The following is a 15,498-nucleotide window of genomic DNA, read 5'->3' as shown; positions in this document are numbered from 1 at the left end:
CCCTCGCGCCGCACTGGATCTCGCCGTTCGCCCGTCCGGAGGGCTCCTGGTCGCTCACCGAGCGCCCCGGCCGGCTGGTCCTCCGCGCCACCGGCCCCACCCTCGACCGCCCCGGATACACCTTCGTCGGCCGCCGCCAGCAGCACCACGACTGCCGCGCCACCGCCGCGATCGACCCGGGCACGGGACGCGGCGGCCTGTGCGTGCGCCTGGACGAGGCCCACCACTACGAGCTGGAGATCGGCGACGGGCAGGCCCGCGTCGTCGCCCGGATCGGTCCGCTGCGCCAGACCGTGGCCGCCCGGCCGGTCCCGGCCGGACCGCTGACCCTCGCCGTGACGATCCGGACGTCCGACCTCGTGCCCGCGTCGCCCGAACTCACCGACGGCGGTACCACGGGCCCCGACACCATCGCCTTCTGGCTCGGCGATCCCGGAGCCCCGAGCGCCCGGCCCCTCGCCGAACTGGACGGGCGCTACCTGTCCACCGAGGTCGCCTGCGGCTTCACCGGCCGTGTGATCGGCATGTACGCCACCGAGGGCACGGTCGCCTTCGACTGGTTCGAGTACACCCCGGCCTCGACGCCCTCCGCGTGACCCCCGGCGCGCGGGTGCCGTACGCGGCCTGCAGCGAGGCCGTGCCCCAGGACGCGGTGACCGGCGACGCCGGACCGAGAGGTGCCCGCTGCGGTACCGGCCCGGCGTCCTGGGCGGCTTCCCCGCCGGATAACCTGTCCTCCATGCCCCCTCGCTCCGCCGGATCTCGCCCCACCCTGTCCTTGGTGGCCAAAACCGCCGGCACGAGCGTGCCCACCGTGTCCAAGGTGCTGCGAGGCGGAACCGACGTCTCGGCCGAGACGCGCGCGAAGGTCATGGAAGCCGTACAGGCTGTCGGCTACACCCGCCGGACCGGGCCCAAGAGCGAGAACTCGCGGGACGAGAGCGGCTTGTCCAACGTGCTCGACCTCGTGGTCACCCACTTCGAGGGGTCGTGGGCGAACCTGCTGATAGCCGGGGTCGGGCGAGAGGCGGCGGCAGCGGGGCTCGATGTCGTGCTGACACTCGCCGAGCCGCACGGCGACTGGGTGTCGCGGGTCCTGCGCAGGCGCACCATCGGCGCGATCGGGACGCTGGTCGATCCCAACTCGCGGGAGTTCAACGCGCTCGGTGCCGCAGGCGTCCCCGTGGTGCTGATCGACCCGATGAGCACACCGCCGTCGGGGATGGCGAGTGTCGGCGTGGCGAACTGGGACGGCGGCCGCATGGCCGCCGAACACCTCCTGTCCCTCGGCCACGAGCGGATGGGGGTCGTCGCCGGCCACGCCCGCCATCTCTTCAGCCGGGCGCGCGTCGACGGTTTCCGTGCGGCGGCCGACACGGCGACCGGCGGCAGCGCCACGGTGTCCGTGGCCTACGGCGGGTGGAACCGCGCCAAGGCCGTGACCGCCACCCACACCCTGCTCGACGGCGACCCGGGGATCACGGGGATCTTCGCCTGCGCGGACTCCATGGCACTGGGCATCTACGACGCACTGGACGCCCGGGGCCTGCGGATCCCCCAGGACATCAGCGTCATCGGCTTCGACGACCTGCCCGAGGCGCAGTACATCACCCCCGGACTGACGACCGTCAGGCAGCCCAGCACCGAGCTGGGCGCCGCGGCGGTCAAGCTCCTGGTCGAGCTCTCCCGGGGCGAGGACGGCGGCGCCCGGTCCCCCGCCCGTATGGAGCTGGCCACCGAGCTGGTCGTACGGGCCTCCACCGGGCCGGCCCCGGCGGCCTCAGCGGCACGCCGGTGAGACCGGCGGGCGTGTCCCCGGCCGGTCTCGTCGCGGTGCTACTGCGGCGCTGCCGTCACGACCTGCAGGATCAGGCGGCTCGGATGGGCGGCGCCGTGGTGGATCGTGTATTCCGCCACGGTGGGCGCCTCCATCGCCCCGGCCCGCATCGCCCCGGCCGGTTCGAAGACGTTGCGTCCCACATCCCAGCGGGGTGACGAGCTCGGTGCGATGTCGACCCGTACCCGGTGGCCCGGCAGGAACGTGTGCGCCGTCGACCAGAGGTCCACGGCGAACTCCTGCTCCTGGTCCGGCTCGACCGGCAGCCTGTCGCCCAGGCCCGTGACCGGGTCGACCAGCCGCGCCGATCCCCGCTGCACTCCGTCGGCGATGACGCGGCTGCTGCCGTCCGGGTGTTCGTCGCACAGCCGCACGACCACGTCCGCGTCCGTTCCCGTGGTCGTGAGACGGACGACGGCGCGAACCGCGCCCATCACCGTGAGCTCCTCGGCGAGCGGCACGGTGCGCCACGACACCACGTCACACCGCGCCTCGACCGCCGCCTGGTCGGCAGGCCCCGCCTCGAACGGTGCGAAGAGCAGCACCGCACCGCCGCACGTCGGCACCGGGGATGCCGGATCACTGGTCAGCCGCCGTTCACCGCTCCCGGCCGGCTCGGCCGCAAGCGATCCCCCGGCGCCCAGGTACAGCTCGAGCGTCCGTGTGCCGCGCGGGGGAAACTCCTCCAGCTCGATCCACCGGTTCGAGCCCATCAGGAAAACACGCACCGGCGGCACGTCCGCCGGGCCCGCGCGCAGGGCGGCGTCGAACCACCGCACGTGCTGCGCGGTGAGGTCCCCGCTGCCGCCGAGATCACCGGCGGACGCGCCCGGCCCGAAATCCACGCCTGCTGTCCGGCCCGACATGTCGTCATGCGTCCAGGGGCCGATCAGAAGGCGGGGCGCCGGCCCGCCGGTGTCCTTCGCGCGGCGCAGCAGACGCCGGTAGATCTCCAGGGTCGACCCGAGGAAGACGTCGAACCACCCGCCGATCAGGAAGACCGGGACGTCGATCGCGTCGATCCGGTCGACGATCTTCCCGGCGCGGTGCCGCGCCGACCCCAGCGGCTCCCGCAACCGGTCCAGGCCCCACACGACGATCGCCTCGGCGTCCGGGCAGGCGCTCAGGGCGCCGGCCCGGAACGCTTCCCCGGATCCGATCGCGCGCTCGGTCGCCTCCCACCGTTTCCGCTCGGCCTCCCGTTCGCGGGCGGATTCGATGCGCGCGATCAGGTCCGGGGCGATCGCGTAGTGCGTCCACGCGAGGGTGCTTCCGATCTCCGGCACACCGCCGCGAAACCGGAAGCCGTCGAGCGCCGACATCGTCGGCGTCATGGCGGGGGCGATCGCCCGAAGAGCCGGAGCGCCTCCCAAAAGGGCACTGAACTGGGTGTCCGAGGCGTAGGAGGCGCCCCACATCCCGACGGCGCCGGTGCATTCGGGAAGCGCCGCGAGCCAGGCCACGGCGTCGGCGCCGTCGGCCACCTCCTGCGCGCACGGGTCGAAGACCCCTTCGGAGCCGAAGCGCCCCCGCACGTCCTGGAGCGCGACGAGGTATCCGGCGGCGACCAGACGCCGGACGTCGAGCATCCCCTCGTGCTCGTCACGGGCCGCGTCGTAGGGGTGACGGGTCAGCAGGGCCGGCCACGGCCCGCTGCCGTGCGGGACCAGCAGGACGGTCCGCAGCCGTGTTCCGTCGCGCAGCGCACAGGTCGTCTCGCGGCGCTCGGCCACCGGGTCCGGATCCCGGCCGGGTTCGGTGTCCTGGCTCATCGCAGGGCGACCGCCGTCCACGACACCGGCGGCAGCTCGATGGTGAGCAGGCCGTCGGCGAGTGCCGCGCTCGGGTTCGCGGCGGGGGTCACCCGGTGCTGCTCGGCGAGTGTGTTCCTCGCGTACACATCGGAGTCGGCGAGCGTGACCGCCTCGGCGATGCGCGAGGAGCCGAGGCCGCGCACATCGATCGTGACCTGCGCGGCCTCGGCCAGGTCGCGGTTGACGAGGAAGACCGCGGCCCGGTCCTCGTCGGCGGTCGCGACGGCGTCGATGACGGACGCCTCGCCGTGGCGCGCGGTCTCGTAGGTCGGGGCCTCGATCACGGGCCGGATCACCTCGCCGGACGCGAGCCGGCTCGTGATCGAGAACGGGTGGAAGGTCGTCTGCCGCCAGGCCGGGCCGCCGGGCTCGGTCATGATCGGAGCGATCACGTTGACGAGCTGCGCGAGCGATGCCGAGGTGACGCGGTCGCTGCGCTTGAGGAGCGTCATCAGCAGGTTTCCGACGACGACGGCGTCCGCCACCGTGTACTTGTCCTCGAGCTGCCGGGGGGCGTGGCGCCACTCGTCGTAGGCCTCCTCGGACTCCTGGTGCTCCTTGAGGTACCAGACGTTCCACTCGTCGAAGGAGACGTTGATCTTCCTTCCCGAGCGCTTCTTGTGCCCCACGTGGTCGGCGGTGGCGACGACGGTGTCGATGAAGTAGTCCATGTCGATGGCCGAGGCGAGGAAGGAGCCGAGGTCGCCGTCGTGCTCCTGGTAGTACGCGTGGCACGAGACGTAGTCGACGTGGTCGTAGGCGTGCTCGAGCACCGTGCGTTCCCAGTCGCCGAAGGTCGGCATGCCGGATCCGGAGGAGCCGCAGACGACGAGTTCGAGGTCCTTGTCGGCCCGCTTCATCGCGGCGGCGGTGCGGGCGGCGATCTTGCCGTAGTCGTCCGCCGTCATGAACCCGGTCTGCCAGGGTCCGTCCATCTCGTTGCCCAGGCACCACATGCGCACGTTGTGCGGTTCCGGTGTGCCGTTGGCGATGCGCAGGTCCGAAAGGGCCGTGCCGGACGGGTGGTTGGCATACTCGAGCAGGTCCAGTGCGGGCAGGATGCCTCGTGTGGCGACGTTGACCGCCAGCATCAGTTCGGAGCCGGTGAGCTTGAGCCATCCGGCGAACTCGTCGAGGCCGACCTGGTTCGTTTCGATCGAGCGCCAGGCGAGGTCGCGGCGCACCGGGCGCTTGTCGCGCGGGCCGATCGAGTCCTCCCAGCGGAACCCGGAGACGAAGTTGCCGCCCGGGTAGCGGATGGTCGTGCAGCCGAGCTCTCTGACGAGTTCGACGACGTCCATGCGGAACCCCTCGTCGTTCGCGCTCGGGTGTCCGGGCTCGTAGAGCCCGGTGTACACGCAGCGGCCGAGGTGCTCGACGAACGAGCCGAAGGTGCGGCGTCGGACAGGGGCGATGACGGCCTGCCTGTCGAGCTCGATGCGGGCGCGGGGCAATTCGGCGGTCCTTTCCGGGGAGGGCACGGGGTGGGTCGTGGGCTGAGCGATACCGTCGGTCGGCGGCCTGCCCCCGCCGTGGACACGGTGGGGGCAGGCGCGGGACGGTTCGGTTCGGTTTCCGGTGCCGGTTTCAGCCCTTCACGGCGCCGGTGAGACCGCCGACGATCCGCTTCTCGAAGACCGAGAAGAAGATCAGTGCGGGCAGCATGGCGAGCGAGGTGAAGGCGAGGACCTTCGCGGTGTCCGTGGAGTACTGCGAGGAGAACACCTGGACACCGAGCGGCAGGGTGTAGTTCGCCTGCGAGTTGAGGATGTACAGGGGCAGGATGTAGTTGTTCCAGCTGCCGACGAACCCGAGGATGCCGACGGTGACCACACCGGGCAGCGACAGCGGGACCACCATGCGGAAGAAGAACCCGAGCCGACTCATGCCGTCGATGGCCGCGGCCTCCTCGATCTCGTTCGGAATGGCCCGCAGGAACGGCACCAGGATGATGACGGTCACCGGCAGGCCGAAGGCGATCTGCGGGATGATCACGCCGAGCAGGTTGTCGACGAGACCGAGGTCCTTGACGACGAGGTACAGCGGAGTGATCGCGACGACCATCGGGAACATCAGGCCCGCAGCGAACAGGGAGTACATCGCGCCCTTGAGCCTGAAGTCGTAGCGTGCGATCACGAAGCTCACCATCAGGCCGAGGACGACGATGCCCGCGGTGCTCGCGACCGCGACGACGAGGGAGTTGGCGAACTCGCCCCAGAACATCGTCGACTTCAGTACGTCGATGTAGTTGCCGGCCACCCAGGGATTCGGAAGGGCGGCCGGTTCCGTGGTGATCTGCGAGTTGGTGCGGAACCCGCCGAGCACGATGAAGAGCACCGGTGCGACGCAGACGCCGACGAAGAGCAGCGCGACGAAGTAGGTGACGGGGCTCCCCCACTTCTGCGGCCTGTCACGGTCGCCGCGGCGGCCGGTGGGCGGCTTCGGCTCCGTCGCGGAGGGCACCTTGGGGGTGGCGGTCGTCGCACTCATCACACGGTCCCTTCGGTGACGGAGCCCTGGAGGTCGCGGCGCAGGACGTAGCGCTGGTAGAGCAGCGCGACGGCGAGCGAGATCAGGAACATCACGACCGCGACGGCGCTGCCGTAGCCGTAGTTGCCCGCGTTGCGGCCCTGGGCGAGCATGTAGATCGCCATGGTCGAGGTGCCGGCGGTGCCCGAGACGTACTGGCCCCAGATGATGTAGACGAGGTCGAACAACTGCAGCGAGCCGATGATCGACAGAAACGCCCAGATGCGGATCGTCGGCCCCAGCAGCGGCAGCGTGATGCGGCGCTGGATCTGCCAGTAGGAGGCGCCGTCGATCTGCGCGGCCTCGAAGATCTCGTCGGGGATCGACTGCAGGCCGGCGAGCATCAGGATCACCGCGAAGCCGATGTACTTCCACGTGATGATGACCATCAGCGTCCAGATGGCCAGGTCCGGGTCGGCGATCCAGTCGGTCTCCAGGGAGCCCAGGCCGATGCGGCGCAGCAGGTCGTTGACGGCCCCGTTGCTCTGGAGCATCAGGCTCCAGCCGGTGCCGACGATGACCTCGGAGATGATGTAGGGCACGAAGATCAGGACGCGGATGGTCGAGCGGCCGCGGATCCTCTGGTTGAGCAGGAGTGCCAGGACGATCGCCAGCGGGCCCTGGATGGCCAGTGAGAGCACCAGGATCAGGCCGTTGTGCCACAGGACGTCGTGGAAGGCGGGGTCGGTGAGGATCAGCTTGTAGTTGTTCAGGCCGACCCAGTCGGTGGGGTCCCCGTAGCCCTTCCACTGGTAGAAGCCGTAGTACGCGGCGAGCGCGACCGGGAAGATCACGAACGCCAGGAACGTGATGACCGCCGGTGCGGACAAGGCCGCGATCTCCAGTCGCGTCCTGGCACGGCTCCGGCGGTGCGCAGCCGCTCGCGGCAAAGCCGGGGGCGCGGACACGGCCGCGTCCCCGGCTCCGGGCGTGCCCTGCGACTGGCGGCCGTCGGCCGTGTCAGTGCCCGGGGTGTTGCTCATGTCTGCTTACTCAGCCCTTCTCGGCGGCGGCTTTGACATCCTTGACGATGTCGGCGGCGGAGCCCTTGCCGGCCATCAGGTTCACGACGGCGATGTTCATGGCGTTGCCGACGTTCTGGCCGTACACGGTGTCGAGGAACTGCATCGAGTAGGCGGCCTTGTTGAAGGCCTGCAGTGCCGAGATGTTGTAGGACTCGGTGACGACCCCCTGGGCGTCCTTGTTCACCGGGATCGTGTCGAAGGCCTCGGCGTAGGCCTCCTGCTGGTCCTTGGTCACGACGAACCGGAGGAAGTCGAGGGCCTCCTCGGGCGCGTCCTTGGAGAGCGAGTATCCGCCGGCGCCGCCCATGATGGCTGTCGGGTCGCCCTTGCCGCCGGGTACGGCGGGGAAGGGGAACCAGCCCAGGTCGGGGAGCGGCTTCTTGTCCGGGGTCAGGTCGGCGATCACACCGGGGTTCCAGTTGCCCATGAGTTCCATGGCCGCCTTGTGGTTGGCGAGCATGCCCGCCGACGACCCGGCGCCCTGCTGCGAGGAGGCCGTCAGGAAGCCCTTCTGGAAGGGATCGGCCTCCAGGAGCGACTCCAGGTCCTCGCCGGCCTTGGTCCAGCACGGGTCGTCGAACTCGAGCGACTTGGCGGCCTCCTGCATGACCTCCTGGCTGCACTCGCGCAGGGCGAAGTTGTAGTACCAGTGCGCGGCCGGCCAGGCGTCCTTGGCGCCGACCGCGATCGGCGCGACGTCGATCGCCTTCAGCTTCGCGACGGCGTCCTTGAGTTCGTCCATCGTCGTCGGCGGGGAGGCGATGCCGGCCTTCTTGAACAGGTCCTTGCTGTAGTAGATGCCCTCGGGCTGTGTGTCGAGCGGCATCGCGTAGACCTTGCCGTCGATCGAGACGCCCTCGAGGGCCGCATCGCCCACATTGGCCCTGTCGGTGTCGGTCAGGTCCAGCACCTGGATCTGACCGGCGTCGACCATGGCCTGCATCTTGCCGCCGCCGCGCTGCAGGAAGATGTCGGGTGCGGAGTTGGAGTTGAGCGCGTTCTGCAGCTTGCCGTCGAGGTCCTCGTTCTGAACCGACTGGATCTTGATCGTGACGTCCGGGTGCAGCGACTGGTACTCCTTCGCGGCGGCTCTCCAGTACTCCGCGCCGCGCCCTTCCATCGCGTTCGTCCAGAGGGTCAGTGCGCCCTGACCGCCGGGCGAACCGTCGCCGCCGTCGCCGCCTGCGCAGCCGGTGGCGGCGAGTGCGATGCCCAAGCCGATCGCGGCAGCCGTCATGCTGCGGGTCTTCCTCATCACCGTGGAACTCCCTGATCTGTCGTCAGTGATCCAACTTCTTTTAGTTTGCGCAAACTTATAGGCCGTCCGCGAAGCGGGAGCTAAGGTGTACAGTCAGAAACGAGCGAGAAGCAACCAAGAGTTTTCGCAAGTTGCCCAATCGTTACCGACGCAGTCACCGCCCCACTCACCGCCGCAGGCGGCCAGGCCCCGGCTTCCCGGTCTCGGCCCGGAGGCCGGCTTCCATGCCGAACGCCTCCAGCGAGCACCGCACCGCACCGCACCGAAGGAACCCCACCATGCGGATCGTCGTCCCCCGGCAGCCTGCAGCCCGGCTCTCCGAGGCCTGGCGCCACTGCGTCGGCACAGGCCGGCTCGACCTCGCGCTGCGGCGCGACTACCAGGAATCCCTCGACCTCGTCCAGAAGGAGATCGGTTTCCGGTACATCCGGGGACACGGCCTGCTCAGTGACGGGATGGGGATCCACCGTCCCTACGAGCACGCCGGCGAGCGGCGCGTGCGCCACGCCTTCACATACCTCGACCAGGTCGTGGACGCCTACCTGGAAACGGGGATCGCGCCCTTCCTCGAACTCGGCTTCATGCCGTCCGGGCTCGCCTCCGGCGACGACACCGTGTTCTGGTGGAAGGGCAACATCACCCCTCCCCGTGACGAGAAGGAGTGGGCGGACCTCGTCCGCGCCGTCATCGGGCACCTGGTCGACCGCTACGGCATCGACCAGGTGCGCCGGTGGCCCGTCGAGGTGTGGAACGAGCCCAACCTGGCACCATTCTGGTCCGCGGACCAGGACGCCTACCACCGCCTCTACGAGGTGACCTCACTGGCCGTCAAGGAGGTCGACGCCGAACTCCAGGTCGGCGGACCCTCACTGGCGCCGGGGTACGAGGACGAGTGGATCCGGCGCTTCGCCGGGTTCGTCGAGGCCCGCGGCCTGCCGATCGACTTCGTGAGCCGCCACGCCTACTCCTCCGGCCCCGAGCAGCCCGTGCCGTTCGGCACTCACCAGACGCTCATGCCGGCATCGGCGCTGCTGGAGCAGTTCGGCGCCCCGCGGCGGCAGCTGGCGGGCACCGAACTCGCGGAACTGCCGGTCCACATCACCGAGTTCAACTCCTCCTACCGGCCGGACAACCCGATCCACGACACCGCCTTCCACGCGGCGTACCTCGCGCCGGTGCTGGTGAACGGCGGCGACATCGCCGACTCCTTCTCGTACTGGACGTTCAGCGACGTGTTCGAGGAGGTGGGCATCCCCACCGCACCGTTCCACGGCGGCTTCGGGCTGCTGACACACCGGCAGATCAAGAAGCCCACCTACCACCTGTACGCCTTCATGGCCGAGATGGGCGAGCAGGTGCTCGCCCGGGGCGAGGACCACCTGGTGACACGGCACGGCGACGGCCGCGTCACCGTACTGGCCTGGGCGCCGGCCGACCCGGCCGGCGGTGAGCCGGTCGACGGCCACACCCTCCGGCTGTCCCTGCCCGTCGGCGCCCCGGATGTGCGGGGCTCCGCCTTCACGCGCCGTCTCTCCGTGAGCGAGGACGCCGGCAACCCCTGGGCCGCCTGGTGCGAGATGGGACGGCCGCTCGCACCCGGCGACCGCCAACTCGACGCCCTCCGCGAGGCCGCCGAACCCGCCCGTTCGCACCGGAGCGTGCCCGTCACCGGCGGGCGCGCCGATGTGGATCTCGTCCTGGGCCGCAACGAGGTGACGCTGCTGGAGCTCACCCCGGTCGTCGACGAGACTCCGCAGTGGTGGAGCGACGACCGGCTGTTCGGCCTCGGCGCCGATGGCTCTGACGCCCCGTGAACCGGCCGTGAACACCCCGCCGCCCACCGGGGGGCCGAACACCGTCCGGAGAGTGCGTCACCAGAGCATGTCGCCGCCCAGCAGGGTGCCGTCGTGCTGTGTGGGCAGGCCGAGTGCGGCGGTGGTGAGCATGACGCCGGAGGAGTACAGCGGGCGGGTCGTCCCGCCGGGAATCGCCCAGACCGCGCCCTGCGTGTCGTTCTCGCCCGCGGCGCCGATCATCAGGTCGGGGCGGCCGTCACCGTCGACGTCCCCCGCCCCGACCGTGTTGCCGAAGAAGTCGCCCGACTCCGAGCCGCCGGGCACTCCGGCGGTCCCCTGGTGGAAGGCGTAGGCGTCCCGTCCGAGCCCCCCGGTACGCCGGCCGGGGACGACCACGGCGCTGCCGGCCCCTCCGATGTCGCCGAGGCCCTCGCCGGGCACTCCTGCCACGATGTCGCCCACGCCGTCCCCGTCCAGGTCCGCGACGGCGACCGCGGCTCCGAAGCGGTCGTGGCGCTCGCCGACTCCGGGCACCCCGGCGGTGTCCTGGTGGACGGTCACCGGCTGGGCTCCGTGGTCCACACCGCGGGCGGAGCCGAACCACACGTGGACCGCGCCACCGAGGTGACCGGCCGGGCCTTCGGCGGTCGGCTCGTCCGGGTCGCCGACGACGAGGTCCCCGTAGCCGTCACCGTTGACGTCACCGACAGCGGTGGTGAGGCCGTCACCGGCCGCCATGCGTGTCCGCTGGAAGTCGGCGAGGCTGGAGTTGACATAGACCAGGCCGCCGCTGTGGCCGCCCGCCCGGCCGGTGACGATCACACGGTCGGCGCTGTCGTCGCCGTTCAGGTCCCCCAGCTCGACGGTGCCCATCCATCCGGCCTCGTCGTGCCGGACGGACCGGCCCACCCCACCGGACCGGGTGAACGGTCCGGTCAGGCGGGTGGCTTCGTTGTAGTTCGCGATCAGCACCTGCACGTCCGACGGGCCGAAGAACGCGGCCACATCCCGGCCGGCTCCCCAGCCCGTCTCGACCGGGGTCGGCAGGTTCACGCCCGCGGACAGCCCCGACGCGCTGCCCCACAGCACCGACACCATGCCGGCGTCGCGGGCCGTGCCGCGGTCCTCGCCGGGCGTTCCGACGACCAGGTCCGTGTAGCCGTCCCGGTCCAGGTCCGCCAGCGCGGTCGAGAACCCGAACCGGTCGTCCGCCTCCGCCGCTCCGGGGACACCGGTGGAGTTCTGCGTCACCACCGCCCGGCGTTTCGCGGAGACCCCGGTGGACGATCCGTACAGCACCACCACCGCCCCGGCGCCCCGCTCGCCCGCCACGGTCGCGCCCGGCGCGGGGAGCACCACGTCCCGGTAGCCGTCGCCGTTGATGTCCCCGGGGGCGGACAGCGGCCACGCGGCCGCGCTCCCCGGCAGGCCGATCAGCCCGGCGGCTCCGACCGCCAGCAGTGCCACCGCTCGCCGGACCGCTCCTCACCCGTGCTTTCCGCGCACGATCCCCTCCTTCGCCCACTCCGGACACACCCACTCGGGTGGCAGGAGCAAGTCACCGTAGAGCATTCACTCATGTCCGCGCCCCCGGCCCGCAAGCGGTCCGGAAAAGCCGATGGAGGTCAGGGGCCGCGCCGGGCACCGGCTTGAGGTGTGGAACGGCCCGCTTCCAGGGCATCGGCCCGCCGCACCAGGCCGGCCGCGATGCCGTCCCAGTCCGGGCCGTGCGACCACAGGTTCTCGGCGGCCTCCCGCATCAGCGCCGGCTCGTCCGGCCGCTGCAGGAGCACCAGCCGGTAGGCCAGATTCCGGACCCAGACCGGCAGGTGGCCGTCCGCCGTGTACGGACAGAGTTCACGCAGCATGGCGAGAATCGCGTCCGCGTCGGCGAACGTCAGCTCCTCGACGAAGTAGTGCTCCCGGTGTTCGAGGTCGCACTCCGGCACGGGGCGGTACTCGTCTCCGTACAGGCATCGGGCATGCTCCGTCAGGGTGCTGTGCATGCCCTGGAGCCTACGGCGCCACGACCCGCCGGGCGGATTCCGATCGCGCCCGGGCCGGGACCGGATATTCGGTGTTCCGCCTGCCTCACGAGGACACAAGATGGTCCGCATGACTTTGGCCACCCCCGTACTGCACACCGCTCGCCTGCGCCTGCGCCCCTTCACCGACACGGACGCGGGCCCCTTGTTCGCGCTGCACGGCAGCGCCTACGCGATGCGTTACTGGGACTCCCCGCCGTGGAAGGAACGGGCCCGCGCCGATCGTTTCATCGCGATGTGCCGGAAGATGGCGGATGAGGGCACCGGGGCGCGGGTGGCCATCGACCGCGCTTCCGACGGGGCGTTCGTCGGCTGGTGCGGTCTGGTCGGATGGAACCCGGACTACCGCAGCGCGTCGTTGGGCTACTGCCTCGACGATGCGGTGTGGGGTCACGGCTACGCGACCGAGGCCGCGCATGCCTTGCTGCGGTGGGCATTCGGCACACTGGATTTGAATCGGGTCCAGGCCGAGACCGACACGCGCAACGAGGCGTCCGCCCGGGTGCTGGAGAAGATCGGATTCGTGCGCGAGGGAACGCTGCGGGAAGACTGCGTCGTGAACGGCGAGGTGTCCGACACGTGGGTGTTCGGGTTGCTCAGGCGGGAGTGGCGACCGTCGGCGGTGCCGATTCCAGCCCGTTGAGGGACGCCGGGTGCCTTGTCTCTCGACGGGTGATCACTCGTTCGTGGTGCTGGTCCCCGGGTGGGCTAACGGATAGTCACGCACGTGCCGGAAAACGGGCGTGGAGCGCGTCGGCGACGGAGAACCACGGCGGCTCCGTCACTTCGGGAAAGCCGGAAGCGCGGGCGTAGAAGCCCACGTGTCCGGTGGGGCCGACGGTCGCGAGGACCTGGCGGGCGGGCGACGCCGCGGGCGGTGACCCGATGGCAGGGGTTCGACTCGCATCAGCATCGTGTGTCGTCGGCCCACGCCGAAATCTCCGCGGCGCCCCGGCGGACAGCTGCTTCGTAGGACCGGGCGAGCTGTCCGCAGACCACTGCGATGTCCGGCACACCGTCCGTTCCCGCGAGCGCGTCATGTACCCCGGTCCGCATCCAGTCGGCCTGGTTGTCATCGGCCTCGGCAGCCGCGAGAGCGATGAGCCTCACGGCGGCCACCGTCCCCGCCAGGATCAGAGCCTCTGCTGTCTGCCGGGTCACCGCCGTGTCCTCGGCGTCCAGCAGCAGCCCCACCAGCGCCTCCGCGGCCTCGGGAACATCGGCGAAGGGGGCAAGGGCACGCCCGGCACCGGCACGTTGCGACCACGAGGGGGACGACGCTCCGGACAGGGCCGCCTCCAGCCCCCTCGTCATCTGCGACATGACCGGACAGTCTCATACGCCCCTGTGAAGACACCCCCGGGGGCCTGGGCAAGGCCCGTGGCCGTCGACCTGCCTGCGGCCGCGCGCGCCCCGGGGCGCGACTCCCGCATTCGGCCAGCCCGATGACCGCCCCCGGCAGCAGCCCGGGGGCGTCCGGTGCCGCACACCGCGTCCGGCACCAGGCCACCGGTTCGCCGCCGTTCCGCCGCATCACGTAGCGGGCGCGGGCACGCACCAGGGCGGACCGGTCGCCGAGGAACGGTCCCGCCTGGCCGGGCCGTCCCGGGCGGCCGCGCGGGCCGGCTCGGCGGGACGGAGGAAGCGGCGGTCGGCGGCCAGCCGGTACGTGAACCGCCGCACAGTGCGGTCGGGATGGGAGAACAGAGCGGCCAACCGTCCGCGCGGGGCTCGGCTCAGGACCTCCTCGAGCAGTTCGACGCCGAAGAGGCCCCGGTCGCGGCGGCCGACGCGCAGGAGCAGCGGTGCGAGGCCGACGGCGGTGTCCACGTCCAGTGCCTCGCGCAGGAGTTCCCGGGCGCACTCGCGCACCGGCTCCGCCCAGTCGGCACAGCGGATCACGGCCAGAGGCAGCAGGCCGGGATACCGCGCCGAGTGGTGCAGTGCGGCCCGGCGGATCCGCCCGTCCCGGTGGCACAGTGCCAGCGCCGCCCGGGACTCGTCCAGTCGCGTCGGATCGGCGGGCAACGCGGCGGTGTGCTCCCACTCCGGCGCGGGGTTCCCCCGGTACCAGGCCAACTGCCGCACCCCCGCGTCCAGCGCGAGCCAGTCACCGGTGCCGGCGGCGGGCAGGGCGTCCCGCAGCGGCACGCCCTGCGCCAAGCGCACCGCCACCGTCGTTCCGTCCCCGACGTCCCGGCTCATCGCCACCCCCGCACCACTCGGCCGTACCGGGGGATCGTAGAACCCGGAGCGTGTGCGGGTCGCGCGGAAATACGGCCGCTCCGCCAAAGGCGCGGGCCGGCTTGTTCCTCCCCGGTCTTCACTCCCCCGGCGTCCTCAGCGGTGGTCCGGTGCGCCGCGGTCCCGGCCCTCGGCGCCGCCTGCGGGATCGGCATGCGGTGGCCGCATGCGCTCCGTGCCCTGGTGGTCCTCAGGCGGGTGTCAGGCCGCACCGGCAGGCCGGTCGGTGTGGCCGCCGCGCTTCAGCGCCCGGCGGCCGAGGAACACGGCGCCCAGTCCCAGTGGGATGGCCACGACGGCGCCGAGGAGTCCGTTGCCGGTTCCGGGGCCACCGCCCGCGGTGACCGCGTGCAGCACCGCGAGGGCCGTACCGACCGCTCCCGCCGTGATGGCCGACATCGCGCCGATGCCGCGCATTGCCGGTACCGATCCGGCCACCGGCAGCGCCGTCGGGTGCCGTTCCCGGCGGCCCGCTCCGGGCCGGCGCAGCGGTGTCGGCGTAGGCGCGGGAGCCCCGTGGGCGCCGGTGGCCGGGCACGAGGGATGACAGGGCGGATTCGCGTCATCCCACCCTCGGTTTTCGGGCTCTCTTGGACCGGAAGTGTCGACTTGCTCATGCAAGGCGCTTTACCTGGATAAGGTTTTTCTTGACCGGCCTTTGACCAATGCTTGGCCTGGTCGATAAGTGCACGCTGTCCGGAGAGGGGCCCATGTTGCGAGGTGTGGAGCCATGGAGCGCGGTCACGTTCACCCTTCGCTTCTCCCTTCCCGCTTCCTCCCGTTCGCTTCCGCACATACCTTCGGTCATGTCGAGGCCAATACCTTGCGGTCGAAGATCGCGGTGAGCGGAAGGGCCTCGCCTGACGAGAGCGCGGCCTCTCGTCACCGCGGCAGTTCCGGAGCGTCGGCCGAGCCGCCCCACCCCCGCGGCCGGCACCACGTCTCCGCCC

The 15,498-nt window shown here is 71.2% G+C and carries 13 protein-coding genes and 1 pseudogene; 4 read left to right on the top strand and 10 right to left on the bottom strand.

The window, feature by feature from the left end:
* Both L7D48_RS14905 and L7D48_RS14900 read left to right on the top strand, forming a co-directional pair.
* A pseudogene (locus tag L7D48_RS14905) lies at positions 1-596 on the top strand (glycoside hydrolase family 43 protein); the annotation flags it as partial.
* Positions 597-781: 185 nt separating this feature from the next.
* Positions 782-1,798, top strand: a complete 1,017-nt coding sequence (locus L7D48_RS14900) for a LacI family DNA-binding transcriptional regulator (protein ID WP_237879923.1) — start codon at positions 782-784, stop codon at positions 1,796-1,798.
* Positions 1,799-1,836: 38 nt separating this feature from the next.
* Here the strand turns inward: L7D48_RS14900 and L7D48_RS14895 are convergent, their stop codons facing one another.
* The 5 genes from L7D48_RS14895 to L7D48_RS14875 form a co-directional block, all read right to left on the bottom strand.
* Positions 1,837-3,609 (bottom strand): CocE/NonD family hydrolase, encoded by a 1,773-nt coding sequence (locus L7D48_RS14895; protein WP_237879922.1) that lies wholly within the window; start codon positions 3,607-3,609, stop codon positions 1,837-1,839.
* Positions 3,606-5,105, bottom strand: coding sequence for an alpha-N-arabinofuranosidase (locus tag L7D48_RS14890; protein WP_237879921.1), 1,500 nt, complete (start codon positions 5,103-5,105; stop codon positions 3,606-3,608). Before L7D48_RS14890 ends, L7D48_RS14895 begins: the two co-directional genes overlap by 4 nt.
* A gap of 133 nt (positions 5,106-5,238) precedes the next feature.
* Positions 5,239-6,141 (bottom strand): carbohydrate ABC transporter permease, encoded by a 903-nt coding sequence (locus tag L7D48_RS14885; protein WP_237879920.1) that lies wholly within the window; start codon positions 6,139-6,141, stop codon positions 5,239-5,241.
* A complete protein-coding gene (locus L7D48_RS14880) occupies positions 6,141-7,010 on the bottom strand; it encodes a carbohydrate ABC transporter permease (RefSeq protein ID WP_237879919.1) in 870 nt (289 codons plus the stop codon). Before L7D48_RS14880 ends, L7D48_RS14885 begins: the two co-directional genes overlap by 1 nt.
* Before the next feature lie 163 nt (positions 7,011-7,173).
* Entirely contained in the window at positions 7,174-8,460 is a 1,287-nt protein-coding gene (locus L7D48_RS14875; RefSeq protein ID WP_237879918.1) for an ABC transporter substrate-binding protein, read from the bottom strand.
* Between the two features lie 281 nt (positions 8,461-8,741).
* Between L7D48_RS14875 and L7D48_RS14870 the strand changes: the two genes are divergently transcribed.
* A complete protein-coding gene (locus L7D48_RS14870; RefSeq protein ID WP_237879917.1) occupies positions 8,742-10,277 on the top strand; it encodes a xylan 1,4-beta-xylosidase in 1,536 nt (511 codons plus the stop codon).
* Positions 10,278-10,334: 57 nt separating this feature from the next.
* Here the strand turns inward: L7D48_RS14870 and L7D48_RS14865 are convergent, their stop codons facing one another.
* Positions 10,335-11,726, bottom strand: a complete 1,392-nt coding sequence (locus L7D48_RS14865; protein ID WP_237879916.1) for an FG-GAP repeat protein — start codon at positions 11,724-11,726, stop codon at positions 10,335-10,337.
* A gap of 158 nt (positions 11,727-11,884) precedes the next feature.
* Complete coding sequence (locus L7D48_RS14860) at positions 11,885-12,265, bottom strand: hypothetical protein (RefSeq protein WP_237879915.1); 381 nt, start codon at positions 12,263-12,265, stop codon at positions 11,885-11,887.
* Between the two features lie 109 nt (positions 12,266-12,374).
* On the opposite strand from L7D48_RS14860, the gene L7D48_RS14855 reads away from it, so the two are divergent.
* Entirely contained in the window at positions 12,375-12,947 is a 573-nt protein-coding gene (locus L7D48_RS14855) for a GNAT family N-acetyltransferase (protein ID WP_237879914.1), read from the top strand.
* 263 nt (positions 12,948-13,210) lie between these two features.
* Here L7D48_RS14855 and L7D48_RS14850 read toward each other — a convergent pair whose 3' ends face one another.
* The 3 genes from L7D48_RS14850 to L7D48_RS14840 form a co-directional block, all read right to left on the bottom strand.
* The gene (locus L7D48_RS14850; RefSeq protein WP_237879913.1) at positions 13,211-13,627 is read right to left on the bottom strand and encodes a hypothetical protein; all 417 of its coding nucleotides are present in this window, start codon (positions 13,625-13,627) and stop codon (positions 13,211-13,213) included.
* 210 nt (positions 13,628-13,837) lie between these two features.
* Positions 13,838-14,509, bottom strand: coding sequence for a hypothetical protein (locus L7D48_RS14845; RefSeq protein ID WP_237879912.1), 672 nt, complete (start codon positions 14,507-14,509; stop codon positions 13,838-13,840).
* 240 nt (positions 14,510-14,749) lie between these two features.
* Positions 14,750-14,965, bottom strand: a complete 216-nt coding sequence (locus L7D48_RS14840) for a DUF6223 family protein (RefSeq protein WP_237879911.1) — start codon at positions 14,963-14,965, stop codon at positions 14,750-14,752.
* Positions 14,966-15,498: the final 533 nt, after the last annotated feature.

Source organism: Streptomyces sp. ICN903 (genome assembly GCF_022015835.1).
Lineage (GTDB): Bacteria > Actinomycetota > Actinomycetes > Streptomycetales > Streptomycetaceae > Streptomyces > Streptomyces fenghuangensis.
This window is presented reverse-complemented; position numbering and strand designations above follow the sequence as displayed.